The following is a 21,150-nucleotide window of genomic DNA, read 5'->3' on the forward strand; positions in this document are numbered from 1 at the left end:
CCCCCGCCGGAGCCCTGGTCTTGTCCCCGGATCTCGTGCCCCTCGCATCGATCGCCTTCGGCCCCCGCGGGATCGTGGGAGCCGCGGTGTTCCTCGTGCTGGTCCTGGCGGCCCTGGAGTTCGCCCGCCGTTCGTACCGGAACACCGAGCCCGCCCTCGAGAACGGTCCCCGGCGTCTGCTGACGTCCCTTCGCGCGCTGTCCCTGCTCCTGATCGTGGTGATGCTGGCCGAACCGGTCCTGCACAGGAGCCAGGAAGTGGTGACCCCGCCCGGCGTGGTGGTCCTGGTGGACGACAGCGCCAGCATGTCGATCCGCGGCGGCGACGGCACGTCCCGGGCGGAAGCGGCCGACGGCATCGCGAGCGACCTCGTCCAGCGCTTCTCCGAGCGGCCCGAGGAGCCGCGGATCTGGCTCGAGCGGGGAGCACGGCGGGTCGAGTCCTCGGCCGAGCGCGGGCGTGATCCGCTGACCGGCAGCACGGGCGACGGCGAGGGCACCGATCTGGCGGGACTGGTCCTGTCGAGCGCCCAGCGCCACCTCGAGGACAACCTCGAAGCCGTGGTCCTGCTCAGCGACGGGCGCTCGACCACCGAGCGGGGGCCCGGCCTCGCCGGCCTGGACGTGCCCGTGTGGACGATCGCGGTCGGCGACAGCGCCGGTCCGTTGGACCTCCGCCTGGACCGCGTCCGGTACCCGACCTACGTCCACCAGGGCGACCGTGTGCGCATCGACGCCGAGGTCGTGGCCGACGGATCCCGCCCCGGCACCGCGACCGTCCGTCTCGAGCGCGGTGGTGCGGTCGTGGACACCCTGGGCGTGTCCTGGCCCCGGGACGGAGGACGCGTTCCCGTCCACTTCGAGGTCGAGGCCGACAGCCTCGGGCTGCGCCACTACGCCGTCGAGATCGAGACCGGGTCGGGCGAGACCGTGGCCCGCAACAATCGCGTGCAGGTCGGCTTCGAGGTCGGAAAGGATCGTCTGCGCGTCCTGTACCTGGAGCGGTCCCCGAGCTGGAACGCCCACTTCCTCGCCCGCTACGCCGACCGTGACCGACGACTCGAGTGGATCGGTGTGCACTCGGCGGTCGATGGACTGCGGATTGCAGGAACGGATTCCACACTGACCTGGCCGATGTCCGAGGAAGAACTCCTCGACGTGGATCTCTTCGTGGCCGGCAGTCTGGACGACGCCTCCTTCCTGGTGTCCGATGCGACCGGAGTGGCCACGGCCGTACGATCCGGGGCGGGACTGCTCGTCCTCGCCGGCGACGGGGCGCGCATCAGCAGCCCGGGTCCCCGGGTCGAGTCCCTGCTGGCACTCCGGCCGGAACCACGGTCGCGCTGGATGCAGGGCAACCTGCGGCCCGAGGTCACCGCGGCCGGCCGGATCCATCCCGTCCTGGCGATCGAGCCCGAGCTCGGCGACCTGTCGACCTGGCTGCGCACCGTCCCGCCGCTGCGTGCGGCCATGCTGCCCGTGGGCGTGGCGCCCGATGCCGACGTGCTGTTGCGCGGTGTCGGATCGCGCTTCTCGGTCCCGTTGCTGGCCGTTCGCGAGGAAGGCGAGGGCCGTGTGGCCACGATCAATGGCGCGCCGCTGTGGAGCTGGTCGTTCTGGCGGCTCGGCGACGACGCGTCCGAGCCGCTGTACCGGGCCTGGGTCGGCAACCTGGTGGCCTTCCTCGCAGAGGGGGGCGACCGGGAACGGCTGCGTCTGCAGTTGCCCGGGCCGGTCGTGGCCCAGGGCGACGACGTCGACCTGCGCGCCCTCGCGCTGGACTCACGGCTCCGGCCCGACGAGTCGAGCGATGTCTGGCTCGAGTGGACCGCCGCCGGTACGGACTCGCTCGACGCTCGCAGCGAGGTGCTCGGGCGGGCACGCATGCGCGAGGATCCGCGGACGCCCGGGGGGCGGCGGCTGTCCGTCCCCGCGCTCCCGCCGGGCACCTACGGCGTGCGGGTGGCACTCGAGGACGCCGGCGAGTCGGTCGTCTCGGAGTGGCAGTCGCTCACCGTCGATCCCTATTCCGTGGAGTTCCGGGACCCCGATGTCGACGCGGCCTCGCTGGCCGCGCTCGCGCGCCGGACCGGGGGAGATCTTCTCGGCGGAGGGGGCGGGGCCCTCGATTGGGCCGCCGAGCTGCCCCTGGAGCGCCGCGAGAGCGTTCTCGCGGGTCGTCTGGACCTCTGGGCCAGCCCCTGGCTCCTCGTGCCCCTGCTGGCCTTCCTGGGCCTCGAGTGGGCTCTGCGCAAGCGCTGGGGCCTGATCTGACCTCCTGCCCCTGAGCGGGGCATCGCCGCCTCCCCACACCTGTCTCCCGGAGAGGCACGCCCACCGTGGTCGTGCTGCCGTGTGCGGTCGTGCTCGCCGCGACCGTCTCCGCCGTCGTCCTCAACGAGATCCTCTACGACCCGCCCGGCCCGGACGGCGATTCCGAGTACGTCGAACTGTTCAACCCCACCGACCGCCCGGTCCCCCTGGACGGCGTCGAGTTGTGGTTCCTGAACGCGGGCGAAGCCGCCGACGCGAAGCGCGTGTGGTCGGCCGCGGCGGGCACCGTGCTCGCCGCGGGTGGCTTCCGGGTGATCGGTGAAGAGGCCGTCGCCGAGGCCGACGAGACCACTCGCCTGGACCTGCAGAACGGACCCGACGCCCTCGAACTCCGTCGCGACGGGCAGCGCCTCGACGCCGTGGCCTGGGGGGAGGAGGCCGCGGCCGGCGGAGAGGGGCGTGCGGCGGTCGACGCCTCCGGAGCCCCGCTCGGGCGCGTCCCCGACGGTCGCGACACCGACGACAACGCCATCGATCTCGTCGTCCTGCCGCGCCCGACGCCGGGTGGTGCGAACCTGCCCGCGGTGTGGTTCGACCCGATCTCGACCGACTGGGATCCCGCCTGGCGCGCCGATCCGGGTCCTCTGCACTGGACGGTCCGTTGGGTCGCCCGCGGCTGGACGGACACGCAGGAAGCGTTGCTTCGGGCCGACACCGCCGAGCGCGCGGTGCGGGCGGACCGCGGCGACACCGTGGTGGTGGCGGTCACGCTGTCGCTCGGCGCCGGTCCGCACGCACGAACCGTCGAGGCGGCGGCCAGCGATCCTGCCTTCGCCCGCATCGACACGAGCCGCGTCTGGGTCGGCCCCGCTCCGGTGCGCCTGACCGAGGTGCAGGCCCGTCCCCGGTCCGACGAGCCCGAGTGGGTCGAGCTGATCGCCGACGAGGCGACGGATCTGGCGGACTGGAGACTCGCCGACGACGGTCGGGCGCGGCGCATCGGCGAGGGCGCCGTGGCCGCCGCCGGCGAGCGCCTCGTCCTCGCTGCCGATCCGGCCGCCCTCGTGCGGGTGCACGAGATCGACCCGAGCGTCGTGGTGGTGCGCCCCGAGGAAGGGTGGCCCACGCTCAACGACGGGCGCAGCGGCGACCCCTCTCCCGCCGACGAGGTGCGGCTGCTCGATGCCCGCGGCCGGGTCGTGGACCGTGTGGTCTATGCCCGCACCGATCTCGGATCCCGCGGCGAGAGCCTCCAGCGGACCTCGGTGGTCGCGGGAGGGCGGTTCCGGTGGATGCGGGCCGCGGGCCCGCCCACGCCCGGCGGATCGCACCCTCTCGAGTCCTTCCGTCCCGAGGATCCCGTGCTGACCGTCGGTCCGGATCCGTTCAGCCCGGACGGCGACGCACGGGACGACCTGCTGCAGATCGTCCTCGAGGCCCCGGGCGAAGAGCCGGTCGCCGAGATCCGTGACCTGTGGGGCGAACGGGTGCTCGTGCTGGAGGGCGCGGTGGGACCCGGGCGCGCGCACTGGCAGTGGGACGGGACCGACGCGGAGGGCGATCCCGTCCCCGTCGGGGCCTACGTGGTCTACGTCCGCGCCGACGCCGCGCGTGGAGCCGAGCGTGCCTGGAGGCGCATCGTCGGGTTGGGTCGACGATGACGGGGCCGCGAACGGGATTCGTGGTGCTGGGCCTGCTGACGACACTGGCCACGACCGGGACCGGCCGGGCCGATCCTCTCGTTCGGTCCGCTCCCGGACGCGACGACACGTCGGCCCTGCGCCCGGGGCGGTGGACCGCTCCCTTGACCACGGCCCTCGAGTTCGGCAGCGCCCGGCCCTGGGCGGAGCTTCCGGTCCGCACCGACTGGGTCGACCTGCGATGGGCCGGTGGAGCGGTCGCGTTCGCTCTGGCCGGGGCCCGGACCACGGCCGGTTCGGTGCACGAGACCGATCTGGCCGTCGACGTCGAGCTCCGGTCGGGAGCGTCGGCACTGCGCGTGCAGGCGGGCCGCCGGGAGATCACCGTGGACGGCTTCGACCCGCGGACGGCGATCCGAGCCCGAGGAGCGCTGCGTCACCGGCTCGGCCCGGTACGCGCGGTGGGGGTGATCGAACGGGATCCCGGGCGTGTTCGTCGGTGGAGCTGGGCGCTCGGGATCGAGGCGGAGCACGCGGGTCTGCGCCTGCGACTGGACCACCGGGCGCGTCGCCACACGGACACGCGGGACTGGTCGATCGCCGCCGTTCTCGAGGTGGCCGGTCCGCTGGATCTCTCGGTCGACCTCGATCCGGATCGCACCACGTGGGGACTCGCCGTGCGGAGCCGGCCCTGGGGACTGCGCGTGGGTCGTGTGGTCGACGGCCCTCGTGAGGGCGCGGTCGCCGTGGCCGTGGAGTGGCGGCCATGAGACGCGCTGCCCTGGCGGCCGGGGTGGCCGTGCTCGGTCTGATCGGGCCGCCGGCCGCCGTCGCCGATCTGACCGATCCCGAGCGGGTGGAGATCTGGGCCGCCTGGCGCGAGCAGCCCCTCGAGCTGCGCGACGCACCACTGGAGGATCTGGCCCTCCTGCCCGGTTCGGACCACGCGACGGCCGAGGCCATCGTCGCCCTGCGCGACGCGGGTGAGTTGCGCACCTGGGACGATCTGCTCGCGGTCGACGGCCTCGACTCCCACCGGCTGGAGGAATGGCGCGACCTCGTCACCCTCGGGCGTCTGCGCGGGGTGCGGGTGGATGGGCGCTGGGACGGACGCGACGTCCGGACGGCCGGCCGCGTGCGCGAGGGACGGACCACCCTCGGCTGGGTCACACGGTCGGACCCGGTCGTGCGCCGCGGCTGGATGGCGGTCGACGCCGGACGGTGGTCGGTGGTGGCCGGGGCGTTGCGTGCGCGCTTCGGCGGCGGACTGGTGGAGGGGGATGCGCTCGCCCGGGGACGGAGCGGGTGGGCGCGCTCTCCCCGACCTGGTCGCGTGCGCGGGCGGACCGACGGCTCGCAACCGCGCGCCTGGTCGGGAGTGGGGCTCACCTTCGAGGTCCTCGGCGGCGGGGGCATCGTGCTGAGCGGCCACGATGCCGAAGACCGTCGCACCACGGTCGTCGCCTGGTCGCAGCCCTGGGGTCCCGACGGCACGTGGGGCACGACGCTGGCGTGGGGAGACCGTCCCGCCCGTGCCTCCCTGTGGCTGCGGCGCTCGCTGTCGGGGGCCGGTTCGGTGTGGCTCGACGCCGGCGTGGCGCCCGATCTCCGGGCCGGCGCGACGGCCGCCGGATGGTCGATGCGTGGGCGCGGCTGGAGGGTCCAGACCGCTGTCGCACGTTCCGACCGTCGCCAGCCCGCCGCCCGCGATCCGTTGACCGGCCTGCCCCTCGATCGTCCGCACACGGCATGGCAGACGCACGGCCGCGTCCGCGTCGCGCGGGTGACCTTCGAGGCCTCGGTGATCCGCCGCATCCGATCGGCCGGGAGTTCCCGATCGGCCGAGCAGCGCGTGCGCCTCGTTGCGCGCTGGACCGCGCCCCGGACCCGTACGTCGGACCCGCGGTGGTCGGTCCGGCTCGGCGCCGGGATCGACGAGGACCTCGAGGCCCCCGTCAGTGAGCCGCGGGCGCGGCTGGTCGTCGAGCGGAGTACGGAGTCTGCGCGCCTGCGCCTGGCCTGGGGCCGCCGCGGCCCGGTGGCGGACGCGGTCGAGGCGTGGTCGGCGCGCTACCGGTGGCGGACGTCCACGTCGAGCGCCCGGCGGATCGAGCTGGGAGTCGGGGTGAACCCGGCCGAGCGGTCCGCGGCCTGGGCCGTGGTGCGGCCGCTCGCCGGACCGCTCCCGCTGTGGATCCCGGGACGTGGCCACGCCGCCTGGGTCGCCGGCGAGTTCGAGGTGCTCGGGACCCGGCTCTCGGCGTGGACCTGGACCCGCGGTCCGGGTGTCGACGCTGGAACGGGATGGGGCCTGGCGCTGCGCCGGCGCGCCGGCTCGATGGTGCGAAGGTTGCAGCGCGACTCCACGATCCCCTTGCCGCGCGCCCGTGTACCCCGAGGCAGACCGTGACGGATCTCCACGCGCTTCCCGTCGAGCCGCTGCTGGCCGAGCCCACGCAGGGCCTGGAGCGGTGGACCGTGCCACCCGAGGTGCGGCGCTGGATCGCAGAACTTGCCGGAGAGGCGGACACGAATGCCCGCTGCGGTCTGCTCTTCCAGTCGTTCCGCAAGCAGGCCGACAGTCCGCTGTTCACGGGTATGGGGCGTGGGATCCTGGCCGGCAGCGCGCGCGGCGATGCCGAGGCGGTGGCCGTGCTGGCGGCCTTCCTGTCGGTCGACGCTCCGGGCGAGGTGTTGATCGATCGCGTGCGGGAGTTCTCCAACCTGCACCGCCAGGCCGATCGGTGCCAGCGGCGCCTCGACGCCGGAGAACCGATCGGCAAGCCCGAGCACGCCCTGCTCTCGTCGCTGAACGATCTCGATCTCGAGTACGCCGAGCGCTGGAAGAGTCCCGATCCGGCCGGCCGTGTCCGCGACCGGGGGCCGGCGTGGCGCTGTCGGCGCGCCTTCGGCGAGACGGTGGGTGCCCTGCACCGGACCGGAACCCTCGACGCAGACGGCATCGCGCGGTTCTGCCGGCTGGCGCGGCTCGAACTGCAGGCCCTCGAGCTGCGCGCCAGTGCCCTGGCGGGAACGATCAACCCCTACTCGGCCCGTCAGGTGTCGCAGGTCATGCCGATCCTGAGCAGTGTCGACGAGGACCTCCGCGACATGCGGCGTTTCCTCGGGCAGCTCGAGGAGAGTGGTCGGGCATCACTCTTCCGGGAGCAGTTCCCCTCGGTCTCCAAGCAGCTCGACGAGAGTGACGAGCGGCGGTTCCGCGAGCGGCTCGGGCAGGAGTCGGACCTGCAGCTGTTGTGGCGGCTGCTGCGGGGGACCGATCGCCATCCACTTCCCCAGCGGACCCTCGCCTGGTACGTCGACCGGGTACTCGACGTGGGCGAGGTACTGACCGCCGAGGGGATCCGCGGTCGTCGACTCGACGTGATCACGGCCGCTCTCTGCGTGCTCGAGCACCACCGAGACGGCACGGTGCTCCTGCCGGCCTCGCCCCGCGTGCGGGACGTGCTGGCCTCCGCATCGATCGACGGTGTCGAGACCATCGACGCCGGCGTTCGTCTGAGTCTCGACCCGGCGGCGGCGCGTCGTCTCGCGCTGCCCCACGGTCTGCCCGTGCCGGCCCGCGACGAGCCCGACGTGGAGCCGGCCGAGAAGGCGCAGGAGGAGACGGTCAAGGATCTCGTGTTGTCGAACATCAACAACACCAGCGTCCTGTTGGGCCTGTTGAAGAACCAGAAGGTGATCAACACGCCGGGCATCGTGCGCATGGTGGTGGAACGGTCGCGCAACATGCGTGTGCTCGACACCATCTGCACCGCGCGCAACCTGCACTCGGGCTTCGCGAACAAGGACGTGCCGCTGGCACTGCTGCGGTCGCCCATGAACATCCCCGTGAAGGTCCTGCGCAAGTTCGTGAACGTGCGCTACGTGTCGAAGATGGACCTGCGCCGAGTCGAACGGGACTCCTCCGCGGTCCGCCGCGAGGTCGCCGCCGAGGTGGGCGCCTACCTCAAGTCGCTCGCCTGATCCATTCGCATCTTCCGCGACCGACCTCACGGAGTCGCTTCTGGTCAAGCGACGGGCGAGGGTCTACATTCGCCAAGTTGTGCCTCCGTGCGCCCGATCCGTGGTGCGCGGTGGGTTCCGGGGCCGGTCCGCACCGTCGGTCGAGCGACGGGAGTGGAGCCGCGGCCCCCCGAGCCCCGTCGACAGGGGAGGTTCGTCATGGCCGTCCAGCTCGCGAAGCGCATGCAGCGTCTCGGAACCGAAACCGCGTTCGAAGTCCTTGCCCGCGCGAAGGCACTCGAGGCGAAGGGCCGTTCGGTGGTCCACCTCGAGATCGGCGAGCCCGACTTCGACACGCCGCGGAACATCGTCGATGCCGGCGTGAAGGCCCTGCAGGAGGGCGCGACGCACTACGGGCCCTCGGCCGGTCTGCCGCAGGCGCGCGAGGCCTTCGCCGAGCACTTCTCGCGCGACCGCGGCGTCCAGGTCACGCCCGAGCAGTTCGTGATCACGCCCGGCGCGAAGCCCATCCTGTACTTCGTGATCACCGCGCTGGTGGACGAGGGCGCAGAGGTCGTCTATCCCAATCCCGGCTTCCCGATCTACGAGTCGGTGATCGACTTCGTCGGCGGCAAGGCCGTACCGTTGCCGCTGCGCGAGGAGAACGACTTCCGTATCGACCACGACGAACTGCGCTCGCTCACCAATTCCAACACCAGGCTGATCATCATCAACTCACCGGGCAATCCGACCGGTGGCGTCTTGACGATGGAGGACCTCGAGGTCGTCGCCGAGGTGGCGAAGAAGAACGATGCCTGGGTGCTGGCCGACGAGATCTACAGCCACATCGTGTACGAGGGCGAGCACCGGTCGATCCTCGAGATCGACGGCATGGCCGAGCGCACGATCGTCCTCGACGGTCATTCGAAGACCTACGCCATGACCGGATGGCGGCTGGGCTACGGTGTCATGCCGCAGGACCTGGCGCCGGCCATCGCGCGATTGATGACGAACGTGAACAGCTGCACCGCGAGCTTCACGCAGCTCGCCGGTGTCGAAGCGCTGCTCGGCGACCAGTCCGGCGCCGAAGCCATGGTCAAGGAGTTCCAGATCCGCCGTGATCTGCTCGTCGACGCGTTGAACGACATCCCGGGTCTGCGTTGCAAGAAACCCGGAGGCGCGTTCTACGTGTTCCCGAACGTCGAGGAAACCGGTGCAAAGGCGGAGGACTTCGCCCGCACGCTGCTCGACGAGTACGGTGTGGCGAGTCTGGCCGGGACCTCGTTCGGTCGCTTCGGCGCGGGCTATCTCCGATTCAGCTACGCCAACAGCCAGGACAACCTGCGCGAGGCGGTCACGCGGATCCGCCGCTACGTCGACGATCTCGCGCGCGCCTAGGAGCACGGCATGGCCCGAGTTCTGGTGATCGGCGGGGGTGGGCGCGAGCACGCTCTCGCCCGTGGCCTGTCGCGTTCGTCGAGCGTGGACCGGGTCTTCGTGGCTCCTGGCAACGACGGCATGGTCGACGTCGCCGAGTGCGTCGTCGCGAAGACGCTCGACGACCAGGTCCGCGCGGCCTCGGAGCTCGACGTCGACCTCGTGGTGGTCGGGCCCGAACAGCCGCTGGTCGACGGCCTGGCCGATCGCCTGCGCGCGTCGGGCCGCACCGTCTTCGGCCCCGATTCCGTGGCGGCACGCATCGAGGGCGACAAGGCGTGGTCGAAGCAACTCATGCTCGACGCGGGGGTGCCGACGGCTGCGGCGGCTGCCTTCGACCGTCTCGAACCCGCGCTCGAACACGTACGGTCCACCGGTGGGCAGTGTGTGGTCAAGGCCACGGGCCTGGCCGCCGGAAAAGGGGTCACCGTGTGCTCGGACGTCGCGACGGCCGAGGCGGCGGTGCGCGCGTGCCTGGTCGAAGCGGTCTTCGGCGAGGCCGGATCGTCGGTGCTGATCGAGGAGCGACTCGACGGACCCGAGTTGTCGGTCTTCGCCGTGTCGGACGGCCGGGAGGTCGCCACCTTCGCGCCGAGCCGCGACCACAAGCGTCTCGGCGACGGCGACGAGGGTCCGAACACCGGAGGCATGGGCGCCTACACGCCGGTGGCCGACGCGACCGACGCACTCGTGGCGAACGTCGCGGAGGGGGTCGTCGGCCCCACGCTCGACGCGTTGCGTGCGCGGGGGGTGGAGTACCGCGGCCTGCTGTACGTCGGTCTCATGCTGACCGCCGACGGGCCGAAGGTGCTGGAGTACAACTGCCGCTTCGGTGATCCCGAGACCCAGGTGGTGGTGCCCGCCTTCGACGGCGACCTGTACGAGTTGCTGCGCGGCGCGGCAGAGGGCTCGCTGGGGACTCGTGGCCCGTTGCCGAGTGATGGAGCGGCAGTGGGCGTCGTGCTCGCTTCGGCGGGCTATCCGGCGTCGAGTACGAAGGGTGTTCCCGTGCCCGGTCTCGTCGACCTGGAGACGACCGACGACGAGATCGTCTTCCACGCGGCCACGCGGCGGAGTGACGCGGGCTGGGAGACGAACGGGGGGCGGGTGCTGTGCGCCGTCGGCCGCGGAGCCGATGTGGCCGAAGCCCGGAAGCGGGCCGATGCCCTGGCCGGCCGCCTCGAGTTCCAAGGTGCGCAGCGAAGGCACGACATCGGAGCCCGGGAGGCGTCCTGAGCCCGGACCTCCGGTGGACCGGCGCTGCAGTCGGGTGCGCTTGACGCCCCTGCGGCCTCCCGGTAGCTTTCGCCGGCAACCCCGTTCCCGGGTGGGAGCACGAATCCATGATCCGCATCCTGTTCGTCTGCACCGGGAACACCTGTCGCAGTCCGTTGGCCGAGGCCGCGGCGCGCCGGATCTTCGCCGATCACGACGACCTGCACTTCGCGTCGGCCGGGATCGCGGCCGACCAGGGCGCGCCTGCCTCGAACCATGCGCAGTTCGTGGCGCGGGAACGCGGTGTCGATCTCGGGGCGCACCGCAGCCGCGTTCTCGATGCCGACCTGGCCGCCGGTGCCGATCTGATCCTGACCATGACGCGCGGCCACGCGGATGCCGCCCGCCGAATGCTGGGCGCCGAGGCGCGCGGGAAGGTCCTGACGCTCGCCGAGGCCGCGGAACGGTCCCGCCCCGTCGACGTGGACGATCCCATCGGCGGGACGCTCGAGGACTACGAGAGGACGAACGAGCAGATCGAATCCATGGTCGAAGCCCTCCGGCCGCGCCTGGACGCGCTCCGCGCCGGTGCCGTCCGGGGCGACGACTGAACGACAACAGAGCCGCATCGGGTCGTGGTGCGACTCCCCGGTCAGAAAGGACTTCCGATGAACGCAGCGTCGAAGGGCCCGAGGGCGGACTTCGTGTGGATGGACGGCGAGATGGTGCCGTGGGACGACGCGAACATCCACGTGCTCAGCCACGTGATCCACTACGGGAGCGGCGTGTTCGAAGGGGCGCGGGTCTACCAGCACCCGAGGGGTTCCGCCATGTTCCGCATGCGCGACCATGTCCGTCGACTCGCCGAGAGCGCCAAGATGCTGCGCATGGAGATCGCCTGGTCGGCCGACGAGCTCTACGAGGCGATCCGTGAGACCGTGAAGAAGAACGGCCTCGACGCCTGCTACGTTCGACCGGTGGTCTACCGGGGCGCGGGTCCGGCCGGCGTGAATCCGCTGAACAATCCCGTGAACGTGTTCATCGCCGTATGGCCCTGGGGAGCCTACCTCGGGGACGAGGCCATCAACGACGGTGTGGACGTTTGCACCAGCAGCTTCCGCCGCATGGCTCCCGACACGCACCTGCCCATGGGCAAGGTCGTGGGTAACTACGTGAACTCCCAGTACGCCAAGATGGAAGCCGTACTCGGCGGCTTCGCCGAGGCGATCATGCTCGACGTCTACGGCAATCTGGCCGAGGGCAGTGGAGAGAATCTGTTCGTGATCCGTGACGAGCGGATCTACACGCCCATGTACGGCAACACCGTCCTCGGCGGCATCACGCGCAACTGCGCCATGGTGCTCGCGAGGGAGATGGGCTACGAGGTGGTCGAGCAGGCGATCCCGCGAGAGTTCCTCTACGTGGCCGACGAGGCCTTCTTCACCGGCACCGCCGCCGAGGTCACGCCCATCCGCAGCGTGGACCGGTTGCCCGTCGGCGCGGGTTCACGGGGACCGATCACCGAGAAGATCCAGAAGGCCTTCTTCGACATCATCGAGGGCCGCGAGGAAGACCGCCACGAGTGGCTCGAGTTCGTCTGATCGACGCCGCCGGCGTGCGCGCCCGGCAGAAAGGGGCCTGACATGAGCTTCCTGCAGAACACCGACCCGCAGATCGCCGACCTGGTCCACCGGGAGTTCGACCGGCAGCGCAAGGGTCTGGAGATGATCGCCAGTGAGAACTTCACCAGCCCGGCGGTGATGGAGGCGGTGGGTTCGGTGCTGACGAACAAGTACGCCGAGGGTTATCCGGGGCGTCGCTACTACGGCGGGTGCGAGTTCGTCGACGAGGTCGAGCGCCTGGCCCGCAGGCGGGCCTGCGAGCTCTTCGGGGCGGCGCACGCCAATGTACAGCCGCACAGTGGCAGCACGGCGAACCAGACCGCGTTCCTGGCCCTGCTCGAGCCCGGCGACCGTATCCTGGGCCTGAGCCTCAGCCACGGGGGTCACCTGACCCACGGTCACGCGGTCAATTTCAGTGGCATGCTGTTCGAGGCACACCACTACGAGGTCGATCGTGAGACCGAGCAGATCGACTACGACGCGTTGGCCGCGCAGGCCCGTGAGCTGCGGCCGAAGCTGTTGATCGCCGGCAGCAGTGCCTATCCGCGCGCGTGGGACTTCGAGCGCATGGGCGCGATCGCGAAGGAACTGGAGATCCCGTTGCTCGTCGACATGGCCCACTTCGCGGGTCTCGTCGCGGCGAAGTTGCACCCCGATCCGGTGCCGCACGCGAACGTGATCACCACGACCACGCACAAGACCCTGCGCGGACCGCGCGGCGGGCTCATCCTGGCCGACGACGACCACTTCAAGAAGATCAACAAGATCAACTTCCCCGGCATGCAGGGCGGGCCCTTCATGCACGTGATCGCCGGTAAGGCGGTGGCCTTCCACGAGGCCATGAGCGAGAAGTTCCGCGCCGACCAGGCCCAGACCGTGGCCAACGCGCGCGCACTCGGGGAGTTCCTCGTCGAGCGTGGGCTGCGTCTGGTGAGCGGTGGAACCGACACCCACCTGGTGCTCGTCGACCTGCGCCCGAAGGGCCTGACGGGTAAGCAGGCGGAGGCCGTCCTGGAGGAGGTCGGGATCACGGTGAACAAGAACACCATTCCCTTCGATCCCGAGAGTCCCTTCGTCACCAGTGGTATCCGGGTCGGTACCCCCGCACTGACCACGCGTGGCATGAAGGAAGACCAGATGCGGGAGATCGCGGCGGTGATGGGCGACGCGCTCGAGGCCGGGGAGGAGAGCGACGCACTGCCCGGTCTGCGGAAGCGGATCGAGGAACTGGCGGACGCCTTCCCGTTGTATCCCGAACTCGTCGGCGCCTCGCTGTAGAGGGCGTCGATGCTGTGTCCCAACTGCGGCCACGAGCACGACCGGGTGGTCGACTCCCGCTCCACGCGCGAGGGGGCGGCCATTCGCCGTCGCCGCGAGTGTCTGCAGTGCGACCATCGTTTCACGACCTACGAGTACGTGGAGAGCACTCCGGTCCTCGTGGTGAAACGTGACGGGCGCCGGGTCCCCTTCGACCGCGAGAAGGTCATCAACGGAGTGATGCGGGCGTGTGAGAAACGGGCGATCAGTCGCGAGCAGATCGATCGGCTGGCCGACCGTGTGGCGGCCCGCCTGTTCTCGGGCGCTCGCGACGAGGTGTCGACCGTGGAGATCGGCGAAGCGGTCATGGACGAGCTCGAGGAGCTCGACGAGGTCGCCTACGTGCGTTTCGCCTCGGTGTATCGGAGCTTCCGCAACGTGAACCAGTTCATGGACGAACTGCGGTCCCTGCTCGATCGGCACCCGGAGCCGGTCGAGGGCGAACCGGCGGACGGAGACGAATCGGCGTGACCGAGAGCGACCCGACGGCTCAGGACAAGACCCCCGACACGACGTCGATGACCGTGCTCGACCATCTGGCCGAGCTGCGTTCCACCCTGATGTGGGCGCTGGGCATGGCCTTCGTGGCGGCGATCGCGGCCTGGTTCGTGAGCGACTGGATCATCGAGACGCTGCTCGCCCCCGTACAGGAGGCTGGACAGGAGACCCTGTACTTCCAGGCGCCCATGGAGGGCTTCCTGCTGAAGCTCAAGGCGTCGGCGGTCATGGGCCTGCTCTTCGTCCTGCCGCTGATCCTCTTCAAGATCTATCGGTTCGTCACGCCCGGGCTGTTGCCGAAGGAGAAGCGGGTCGTGACGCCCCTGCTGGTGTCGGCGACCGGCCTGTTCTACGTGGGCGTCGGCTTCTGCTACGTCGTGCTCCTGCCGCTGGTCATCCGCTTCGCGCTGAGCTTCGCCACCGAATCGCTGCAGCCCTGGCTCACGGCGAGTTCCTACTTCGACCTCGCGGCGCGCCTGTGCTTGGCCTTCGGCCTCCTGTTCGAGCTGCCCATGGTGGTCTTCGCCCTGAGCTGGGTCGGGGTCGTCGATCCGCGGACCCTGCTGAAGGGGTGGCGCTACGCCTTCCTGCTGATCCTCGGCGTGAGCGCGCTGCTCACACCGCCCGACATCATCAGCCAGGTGCTGCTCGGCGGGCCCGTCATGCTGCTGTACATCATCAGCGTGCTGATCTCGATGCTGGTCCGCAAACGGCAGCGCCAGGCCAAGGAACGCGAGCGGGAGCTGGAGCGGCAGGAGGAGATGGCCTACCGCAAGGCCCGCGCCCAGGAGCGCAAGCGTGAGCGCGAACTCGAGTTGGCCCGCGAGCGTGACGAGCGGGGCGAGACGGCCGAACCGGAGGACGAGGGCCCTGACGAGGATCCCGACGAGGATCCCGACAAGGATCCCGACGAGGGCGAAGGGAACACGAAATCCTCTGCTCCCGAGGCGCGGCCGGCGCCGGGTACGGAACCGAGGGTCGAGGAGGCACCCGACCGCGATCCCGACGCCGAGGATCCGCCCTGGGTGCGCCGGGAACCGCCGGCGTCGACCGGCAACGGCGACGACGAGGCCGGCGGCGGCCCCGACGGAGAGACGAGTGGTGACGGGAACGAGGACCGCGATCCCGACGACCGCGAATCGAATTGACAGTCCCACGGGCGGTCGCTAAATATGTCGCCTGCGGAGCCCGGGACCGTCTACCCTGGCGTCTCGCCTCGTTCGCCCGCCGGGCGACGCCCTGACGACCCCCGCCGGGGATGGAATCCACGTGCCACTCGCCGGAGAAGACCGGGTCAAGCTCCACAGCCTCCAAGAGTGGATCGCGGGCGATCTTCCGTCGCTCGAGGACGAGATCGACGGGTTGCTGCGCAGCGAGCTGCCGATGCTCCAGGAGATCTGTGACCACCTGGGGCTGGGGCGCGGCAAGCGCTTCCGTCCGACCCTGCTGCTGATCATCGCCAAGAACGGAGAGCGGTCGACGTCCGATGCGCTGTTCGCGGCGGCCTGCATCGAGCTCGTGCACACGGCGTCGCTGGTCCACGACGACTTCATCGATCAGGCGGCCACGCGTCGCGGCCTGCCCACCATCTACCGCAAGTGGGGGCCGAGCGCCGCGCTCATCACCGGCGATTGGATCTACTGCAAGGTCTTCGCGATGATGACCGGTCGCGAGATGGACGACGCGACGCGCATCGTCGCGCGCACCGTCCACTCCATGAGCATCGCCGAGATGATGCAGCTCGAGCGGCGTCGCCGCCTCGACCTGCCCGAGGAGGACTACCTCACGATCATCCTGCGCAAGACGGCCAGTGTGATCGAGGCCTCCTGCGAGATCGGCGCCCTGCTCAACCCCGATCTGGCCGAACATCGCACGGTCCTGGGCGAGTTCGGCCGCAAGTGCGGGCTGGCCTTCCAGGTCACCGACGACATCTTCGACTACCAGGGGGACAAGCAGCGTCTCGGAAAGCCCATCGGGGGGGATTGGCGGGAAGGCAGGATCACGCTACCCTTCCTGGCCGCCTGGCGTGTGGCGCCCGAGTCCGAGCGCAAGGAGCTGCAGGACGCGGTCGAGACCGCCGAGGACCCGCAGGGGCTCTGGCCCGACGTGCGGGAGTTCGTGATGCGCCACGACGGGACCGCGGTCGCCCAGGAGACCGCGCTCCGCTACGCCGCCGAAGCCAAGGCGGCGATCGCGGGGATCGATGTCGAGCCCCAACGAGACATTCTCGTGAACGCGGCCGACTACGTGATCGCCCGTCTCCACTGATCCCGCGCAGCCGGCGGACTCCGCCCGGCCGCCGCCCCCGGATGACGACAGAAGACAGCCAACAGCTCGCGCGTGCCGCGGTGGAGTGGGCCCTCGACAAGAAGGCCGAGGACGTCGTGCTCCTCGACCTGCGAGGGGTGCTCGACGTCACCGACTGGTTCGTGATCGCCACCGGCTTCTCCGAGGTCCAGGTGCAGGCCATCGCCGACGCCGTCTTCGACCGCGCCGTGGAGAGCGGTCAGAAGCCGGTCCACGTCGAAGGCCGCGATGCCGGGCGTTGGGCGCTGGTCGACTTCATCGACGTGGTGGTGCACGTGATGCTGCCCCAGGAGCGCGAACGCTACCGACTCGATCGCCTGTGGGGCGACGCCGGGCTCGTCGCCTTCGACGACACCGGGGCGTCGCGGGTGGTCCGTCCTCCCGCGCACGATCCGGCCACGGCGAAGGACACCGAGGGCGAGGACACTCCATGAAGGAAGAAGTGCGCAACGCCCTGACGGCGGTGCTCGAGGACTTCGGCATGTTCGAAGAGGACTACGTCCTCGAGCTGGAACGGCCGCGCGATCCGAGTCACGGGGACCTCACGACGAACGTGGCCCTCACGCTCAGCAAGAAGCTGGAGCGCAAGCCGCGCGAACTGGCGGGCGAGATCGCTGCCCAGATCGACCTCGACCGCGACCTGGTGGAATCGGTGGAGATCGCGGGTCCGGGTTTCATCAACTTCCGGGCCGCGAGCGGATGGTGGGTCCGGGCCATCACCGAGATCCTGGAGGGGGGCGAGAGCTTCGGCCGCAGCGAGGTCGGCAACGGCGAGCGCGTGAACCTGGAGTTCGTCAGCGCCAACCCGACGGGACCGTTCAACATCGTCAGCGCCCGCGCGGCGGCCGTGGGCAGTGCCCTGACCCGCGCCCTCCGCTGGTCGGGTCATCGCGCGCATTCGGAGTTCTACTGCAACGACGCAGGGCGTCAGGTGAAGCTCTTCGGCGCGTCGTTGCGGGCACGCTTCGCCGAGGCCACCGGCCGCGACGACGTCTCGGTTCCGGAGGAGGGTTATCGCGGCGACTACGTGAAGGATCTGGCCGCCGAGCTCGCCGCCGATCCGTCGCGGGTGCCGGAGCTGCCCGAGATGCCCGCGGTGGGGCGGTTGCAGGGTCGGTTGCCCGAGGTCAAGGGAACCCCGGACACATGGATGCAGCTGGACGAGGAGGAGTCCAGTGCCGCCTTCGGCCGCTACGCGCTGGTCCGGATGATCACCGAGCAGCGGCGCACCTGTGAACGCTTCGGTCTGGTCTACGACACCTGGTTCCTCGAGAGCGACCTGCATCGGAACGACAAGCTCGCTCCCGTTCTCGAGACTCTCCGCGCCAGCGACCACGTCTTCGAGCGCGAGGGCGCGGTGTGGTTCCGCAGCACCGACTTCGGCGACGAGAAGGATCGCGTGCTGGTCAAGGCCGACGGCGACGCCACCTATTTCCTGGCCGACATCGCCTACCACGCGAGCAAGCACGATCGCGGCGCCGATCGCGCGATCGACTTCCTCGGCCCCGACCACCACGGACACATCGCGCGCATGGTCGCCGCCACGGTGGCGCTCGGCTACGAGGACGACTGGCTCGAGCCGATCGTGCTCCAGCAGGTGAACCTGATCCAGGACGGTGAACCGCTGGAGATGTCCAAGCGGGCGGGCCGGATCGTCACCATGGACGCTCTGATCGACGAGGTCGGCGCCGACGTGGCCAAGTACTTCTTCCTGGCGCGGAAGAACACCAGCCACATGGACTTCGATCTCGACCTGGCGCGGGCCGAGAAGCGCGAGAACCCGGTGTGGTACGTGAAGTACGCCCACGCACGGATCTGTTCGGTCCTGCGCAACGCCGAGGCCCGGAGCGTCGACGCCGGGGCCGTGACTCCCGCGCAGTTGAAGCTGTTGACGCATCCGCTCGAGAACGACCTGCTACGCCTGCTGCCCGACCTGCCGCGGACCGTCGCAAGCGCGGCGCGGTCGCGTGAGATGAGTCGTCTGACGAGCTACGCGTACGAGGTCGCGTCGGCCTACCATCCCTTCCAGAAGGAATGCCGGATCCTCGGGGACGATCCCGATCTGACCCTGGCCCGGCTCGCTCTCTGCCGTGCGACGCGCCTGGTCCTCGCCAACGCCCTGGGTGTGCTGGGAATCCACCCGCCCGAGAAGATGTGAACCGCCCGCACCCCCTGAACGTTCGTCCCCACCGGAGGTCTCCGTGAGCGCCGCTCATCGAATCGTCGTCGTCGGTTCCGTCGTCCTCGACACCATCCACACACCCCACGGCTCGGCCGAGGAGTGCGTGGGAGGCAGCGCGAGCTACGCGGCTCTCGCCGCCAGCTACCACGCTCCCGTGCACCTCGTGGGCATCGTGGGTTCGGACTTCCCGACCGAGGCCCGTGAGCTGTACGCCGCGCACGGCATCGACGTCGAGGGCCTCGAGGTGGTCGAGGGCGAGACCTTCCGCTGGGGCGGCCGCTACCACGCCGACATGAACCGGCGCGACACGCTCTTCACGCATCTGAACGTCTTCGAGCACTTCCACCCGAAGCTCCCCGAGAGCTACCGCGACGCCGAGGTGGTCTTCCTGGCGAACATCCATCCGTCGCTGCAGATGGAGGTCCTCGACCAGGTGCGGAACCCGCGCTTCGTGGCCCTGGACACCATGAATCTGTGGATCGACATCGCGCGCGACGACCTGGCCGCGGTCCTGCAGAAGGTCGACCTGCTGTTCCTGAACGACGAGGAAGCCCGGCAGCTCAGTGGCGAGACCAATCTGGTGGCCGCGGTGCGTGCCCTGCGGGCCATGGGACCGAAGGCCGTGGTGGTGAAGAAGGGCGAGCACGGGGCGGTGCTGTTCGGCCACGCGTCGACGCCCTACGTGCAGTCGACGGTCCTGCTCGACCAGGTGGTCGACCCCACCGGGGCGGGCGACGCCTTCGCCGGCGGTTTCCTGGGACATGTGGCCCGGGTCGGGAACACCGAAGACGTGACCTTGCGTGCCGCAATGGTGCACGGAACCGTGCTGGCATCGTACACCACGGAGAGATTCGGGATCGATCGGCTCGCCGAGATCCGGGAATCCGACATCTCGGAACGCAGTGACGTGCTCCGGATGTTGACGGCATGGCCCGGCCACTGAGCCTGTGGTAGACTCCCGCTCCCCAAGGACCGACATCGGGAACCGGAACAGGATCCGCCACGGTGTCGCTTCACGCCCGAGCGCAGCAGGAGAAGGAATCTCCCATGCAGCACGATTCAGCACAGCTCCGTGACCTCGAGCAGGAGATCGTTCGCATTGCGAACGTTCAGGCCGCGGCGATCCGCGTCGACACCGACGGAAACGTCGATTCGGTGGACGTGATCGCCGATCGGAACCGGTCGCCCCAACGGATCGTCCGCGACGTCGAGATCATCCTCCGCAGCGGAGGTGTCGACGTCGACCATCGCAAGATCGGGGTCGCGGCTCTCGACTCCCCGGAGGCGGTCCTCGGCGGTGCCCGCCGGAATCCCGGGCCGGAGACCGGATCCACCCAGACGCCTGCGCAGGAGGAACCCGAAGTGACGCGGCAGGAATCGCCACGATCCGCCCCGGAGGGCGACTCAGCGCCCCGGATGGCCGTCCTGGACTACGAACCGGACTCCGAGCGGGTTCGCCTGACGGCGGTGCACAGCTCGACCCGCGACGGCGCCTTCTCCGTGGAGGTCGAGCTGGCCGTGGGGGCCTACGAGGGTCTGCCGGGCCGTGCCGAGGGTCCGGCGCCGGAACCGGTCGGATGCGCGGCACTGGTGGCCCGGGCCACCCTCGATGCGGTGCGCAACTTGCTCCAGCCCGGATACGAAGCCCAGCTCCGCGAGTTGAGGATCGTGGACATGGGCGGGCTCCCGATGGTGGCGGTGACGGTGGACTTCGGTGAGGGCCGACGTCTGCAGAAGGTCGCCGGCGCGTGCCTGCAGCACGGATCGCTGAACGACACGGCGGTCTACGCGACGCTCGACGCGATCAACCGTCCGCTGGGCCGCGCCCGGTTCCGACAACTCGCCGTGCTGGACAGCGAAGAGACCCCGGTGCAGGCTCGCCAGGCGCGGGCCTGACCCGAGCCACGGAATCCAACGGGCCGATCGGAGGACCAGCGCCACCACTCCTAGCAGAGCGGAAATCGACAGGAGAGCGAAGCGAAGCCTCACTGCCGTCACCCAGCGGAGTCGACGGTAAATCCAATCGAACGTGAGGTGATATCGATGACGTTCCTGGAGATGATGCTCGACTTCTTCAGCCTGGCTGGGATCATCAAGTGGTAGTTTGAGCGCTGACCTTCGATCGGCCCAGTTCCCCTCTCGGCGACACGTCCATGCGCAATCGAGTCTCCGTCTACGCCTTCGTCCTCGCCGTCGTGGTCTGTGCGGCCTGGCTGCTCGACACGTTGTTGCCGGCGTGGGCCCTCGACGGGCCGCTCCTGCTCACGGTCCTGGCCTTCGCAGTCTTCGTGACCGGGATCGAGTTCCTCGAGGTCCGCACCAGCGACGGCTTCCGATGGGCGCCCTCGAGCACCGTCGACCACGCGGCCTGGATGCTCTTCGGGCCGGTGGCGGCCATGCTCATCCGAGGTCTGGCGATCGTGGTGGGCGATGGATTCGTGCGTCGGCGGCCGCCCCTGCGGGTACTCTTCAACACGGCCACGGGCGCGATCGCCGTCGGACTCGCCGGGGCGACCTTCCATGCGCTGCCGTGGAGCGACGACCTCTCCAGCCCGGCCTTCCTCGTGCCGGCCGTGCTCAGCCACCTGGTCTTCGCCCTGGTGAACAACCTGCTGGCCACGGTGGTCATGGCCCTGAGCGAGGCCAAGCGTTTCGACGAAGTCGCCCGCACCGTTTTCGGGTGGCACTTCCTC

At 70.1% G+C, this 21,150-nt stretch carries 18 protein-coding genes; all 18 read left to right on the top strand.

Going from position 1 to position 21,150, the window contains the following annotated elements:
• The first annotated feature begins 20 nt into the window (after positions 1-20).
• Positions 21-2,273: a vWA domain-containing protein gene (locus tag VKA86_01030; protein ID HKK69769.1), complete on the top strand. Its 2,253-nt coding sequence runs from the start codon at positions 21-23 to the stop codon at positions 2,271-2,273.
• A 65-nt stretch (positions 2,274-2,338) separates the two neighbouring features.
• On the top strand, positions 2,339-3,934 hold the full coding sequence (locus VKA86_01035) for a lamin tail domain-containing protein (GenBank protein ID HKK69770.1): 1,596 nt from the start codon (positions 2,339-2,341) through the stop codon (positions 3,932-3,934).
• Positions 3,931-4,683, top strand: coding sequence for a hypothetical protein (locus VKA86_01040; GenBank protein HKK69771.1), 753 nt, complete (start codon positions 3,931-3,933; stop codon positions 4,681-4,683). Before VKA86_01035 ends, VKA86_01040 begins: the two co-directional genes overlap by 4 nt.
• Entirely contained in the window at positions 4,680-6,323 is a 1,644-nt protein-coding gene (locus tag VKA86_01045) for a hypothetical protein (protein HKK69772.1), read from the top strand. The genes VKA86_01040 and VKA86_01045 overlap by 4 nt, the downstream gene beginning before the upstream one ends.
• Entirely contained in the window at positions 6,320-7,900 is a 1,581-nt protein-coding gene (locus tag VKA86_01050; protein HKK69773.1) for a hypothetical protein, read from the top strand. Before VKA86_01045 ends, VKA86_01050 begins: the two co-directional genes overlap by 4 nt.
• Before the next feature lie 198 nt (positions 7,901-8,098).
• Entirely contained in the window at positions 8,099-9,277 is a 1,179-nt protein-coding gene (locus VKA86_01055) for a pyridoxal phosphate-dependent aminotransferase (protein ID HKK69774.1), read from the top strand.
• Between the two features lie 9 nt (positions 9,278-9,286).
• Positions 9,287-10,552, top strand: coding sequence for a phosphoribosylamine--glycine ligase (purD, locus tag VKA86_01060; protein HKK69775.1), 1,266 nt, complete (start codon positions 9,287-9,289; stop codon positions 10,550-10,552).
• A 107-nt stretch (positions 10,553-10,659) separates the two neighbouring features.
• On the top strand, positions 10,660-11,142 hold the full coding sequence (locus tag VKA86_01065) for a low molecular weight protein arginine phosphatase (protein HKK69776.1): 483 nt from the start codon (positions 10,660-10,662) through the stop codon (positions 11,140-11,142).
• Positions 11,143-11,199: 57 nt separating this feature from the next.
• Positions 11,200-12,132 carry a branched-chain amino acid transaminase gene (locus VKA86_01070; GenBank protein ID HKK69777.1) on the top strand — a complete coding sequence of 311 codons (933 nt, stop codon included), beginning with the start codon at positions 11,200-11,202 and terminating at the stop codon, positions 12,130-12,132.
• Between the two features lie 42 nt (positions 12,133-12,174).
• Positions 12,175-13,431 (top strand): serine hydroxymethyltransferase, encoded by a 1,257-nt coding sequence (gene glyA, locus VKA86_01075; GenBank protein ID HKK69778.1) that lies wholly within the window; start codon positions 12,175-12,177, stop codon positions 13,429-13,431.
• A gap of 9 nt (positions 13,432-13,440) precedes the next feature.
• A complete protein-coding gene (gene nrdR / locus VKA86_01080; GenBank protein HKK69779.1) occupies positions 13,441-13,941 on the top strand; it encodes a transcriptional regulator NrdR in 501 nt (166 codons plus the stop codon).
• Positions 13,938-15,116, top strand: a complete 1,179-nt coding sequence (gene tatC, locus VKA86_01085; GenBank protein ID HKK69780.1) for a twin-arginine translocase subunit TatC — start codon at positions 13,938-13,940, stop codon at positions 15,114-15,116. The genes nrdR and tatC overlap by 4 nt, the downstream gene beginning before the upstream one ends.
• Positions 15,117-15,237: 121 nt before the next feature.
• A complete protein-coding gene (locus VKA86_01090; protein HKK69781.1) occupies positions 15,238-16,236 on the top strand; it encodes a polyprenyl synthetase family protein in 999 nt (332 codons plus the stop codon).
• A gap of 41 nt (positions 16,237-16,277) precedes the next feature.
• Complete coding sequence (rsfS, locus tag VKA86_01095; protein HKK69782.1) at positions 16,278-16,709, top strand: ribosome silencing factor; 432 nt, start codon at positions 16,278-16,280, stop codon at positions 16,707-16,709.
• A complete protein-coding gene (gene argS / locus VKA86_01100; protein HKK69783.1) occupies positions 16,706-18,433 on the top strand; it encodes an arginine--tRNA ligase in 1,728 nt (575 codons plus the stop codon). Before rsfS ends, argS begins: the two co-directional genes overlap by 4 nt.
• A 43-nt stretch (positions 18,434-18,476) precedes the next feature.
• The gene (locus VKA86_01105) at positions 18,477-19,400 is read left to right on the top strand and encodes a PfkB family carbohydrate kinase (GenBank protein ID HKK69784.1); all 924 of its coding nucleotides are present in this window, start codon (positions 18,477-18,479) and stop codon (positions 19,398-19,400) included.
• 104 nt (positions 19,401-19,504) lie between these two features.
• Complete coding sequence (locus tag VKA86_01110; protein HKK69785.1) at positions 19,505-20,353, top strand: hypothetical protein; 849 nt, start codon at positions 19,505-19,507, stop codon at positions 20,351-20,353.
• A 257-nt stretch (positions 20,354-20,610) separates the two neighbouring features.
• A partial coding sequence (locus tag VKA86_01115) for a hypothetical protein (GenBank protein ID HKK69786.1) occupies positions 20,611-21,150 on the top strand: 540 nt, incomplete at its 3' end.

It is taken from the genome of Candidatus Krumholzibacteriia bacterium, from assembly GCA_035268685.1.
In the GTDB taxonomy this organism is placed as follows: Bacteria; Krumholzibacteriota; Krumholzibacteriia; order JAJRXK01; family JAJRXK01; genus JAJRXK01.

Bases quoted from the DNA above. Each gene is read 5' to 3' on its own strand.
- VKA86_01040 (HKK69771.1), top strand. From the start codon at position 3,931: ATGACGGGGCCGCGAACGGGATTCGTGGTGCTGGGCCTGCTGACGACA.
- VKA86_01045 (HKK69772.1), top strand. From the start codon at position 4,680: ATGAGACGCGCTGCCCTGGCGGCCGGGGTGGCCGTGCTCGGTCTGATC.
- VKA86_01055 (HKK69774.1), top strand. From the start codon at position 8,099: ATGGCCGTCCAGCTCGCGAAGCGCATGCAGCGTCTCGGAACCGAAACC.
- purD (HKK69775.1), top strand. From the start codon at position 9,287: ATGGCCCGAGTTCTGGTGATCGGCGGGGGTGGGCGCGAGCACGCTCTC.
- VKA86_01065 (HKK69776.1), top strand. From the start codon at position 10,660: ATGATCCGCATCCTGTTCGTCTGCACCGGGAACACCTGTCGCAGTCCG.
- VKA86_01070 (HKK69777.1), top strand. From the start codon at position 11,200: ATGAACGCAGCGTCGAAGGGCCCGAGGGCGGACTTCGTGTGGATGGAC.
- glyA (HKK69778.1), top strand. From the start codon at position 12,175: ATGAGCTTCCTGCAGAACACCGACCCGCAGATCGCCGACCTGGTCCAC.
- nrdR (HKK69779.1), top strand. From the start codon at position 13,441: ATGCTGTGTCCCAACTGCGGCCACGAGCACGACCGGGTGGTCGACTCC.
- rsfS (HKK69782.1), top strand. From the start codon at position 16,278: ATGACGACAGAAGACAGCCAACAGCTCGCGCGTGCCGCGGTGGAGTGG.
- argS (HKK69783.1), top strand. From the start codon at position 16,706: ATGAAGGAAGAAGTGCGCAACGCCCTGACGGCGGTGCTCGAGGACTTC.
- VKA86_01110 (HKK69785.1), top strand. From the start codon at position 19,505: ATGCAGCACGATTCAGCACAGCTCCGTGACCTCGAGCAGGAGATCGTT.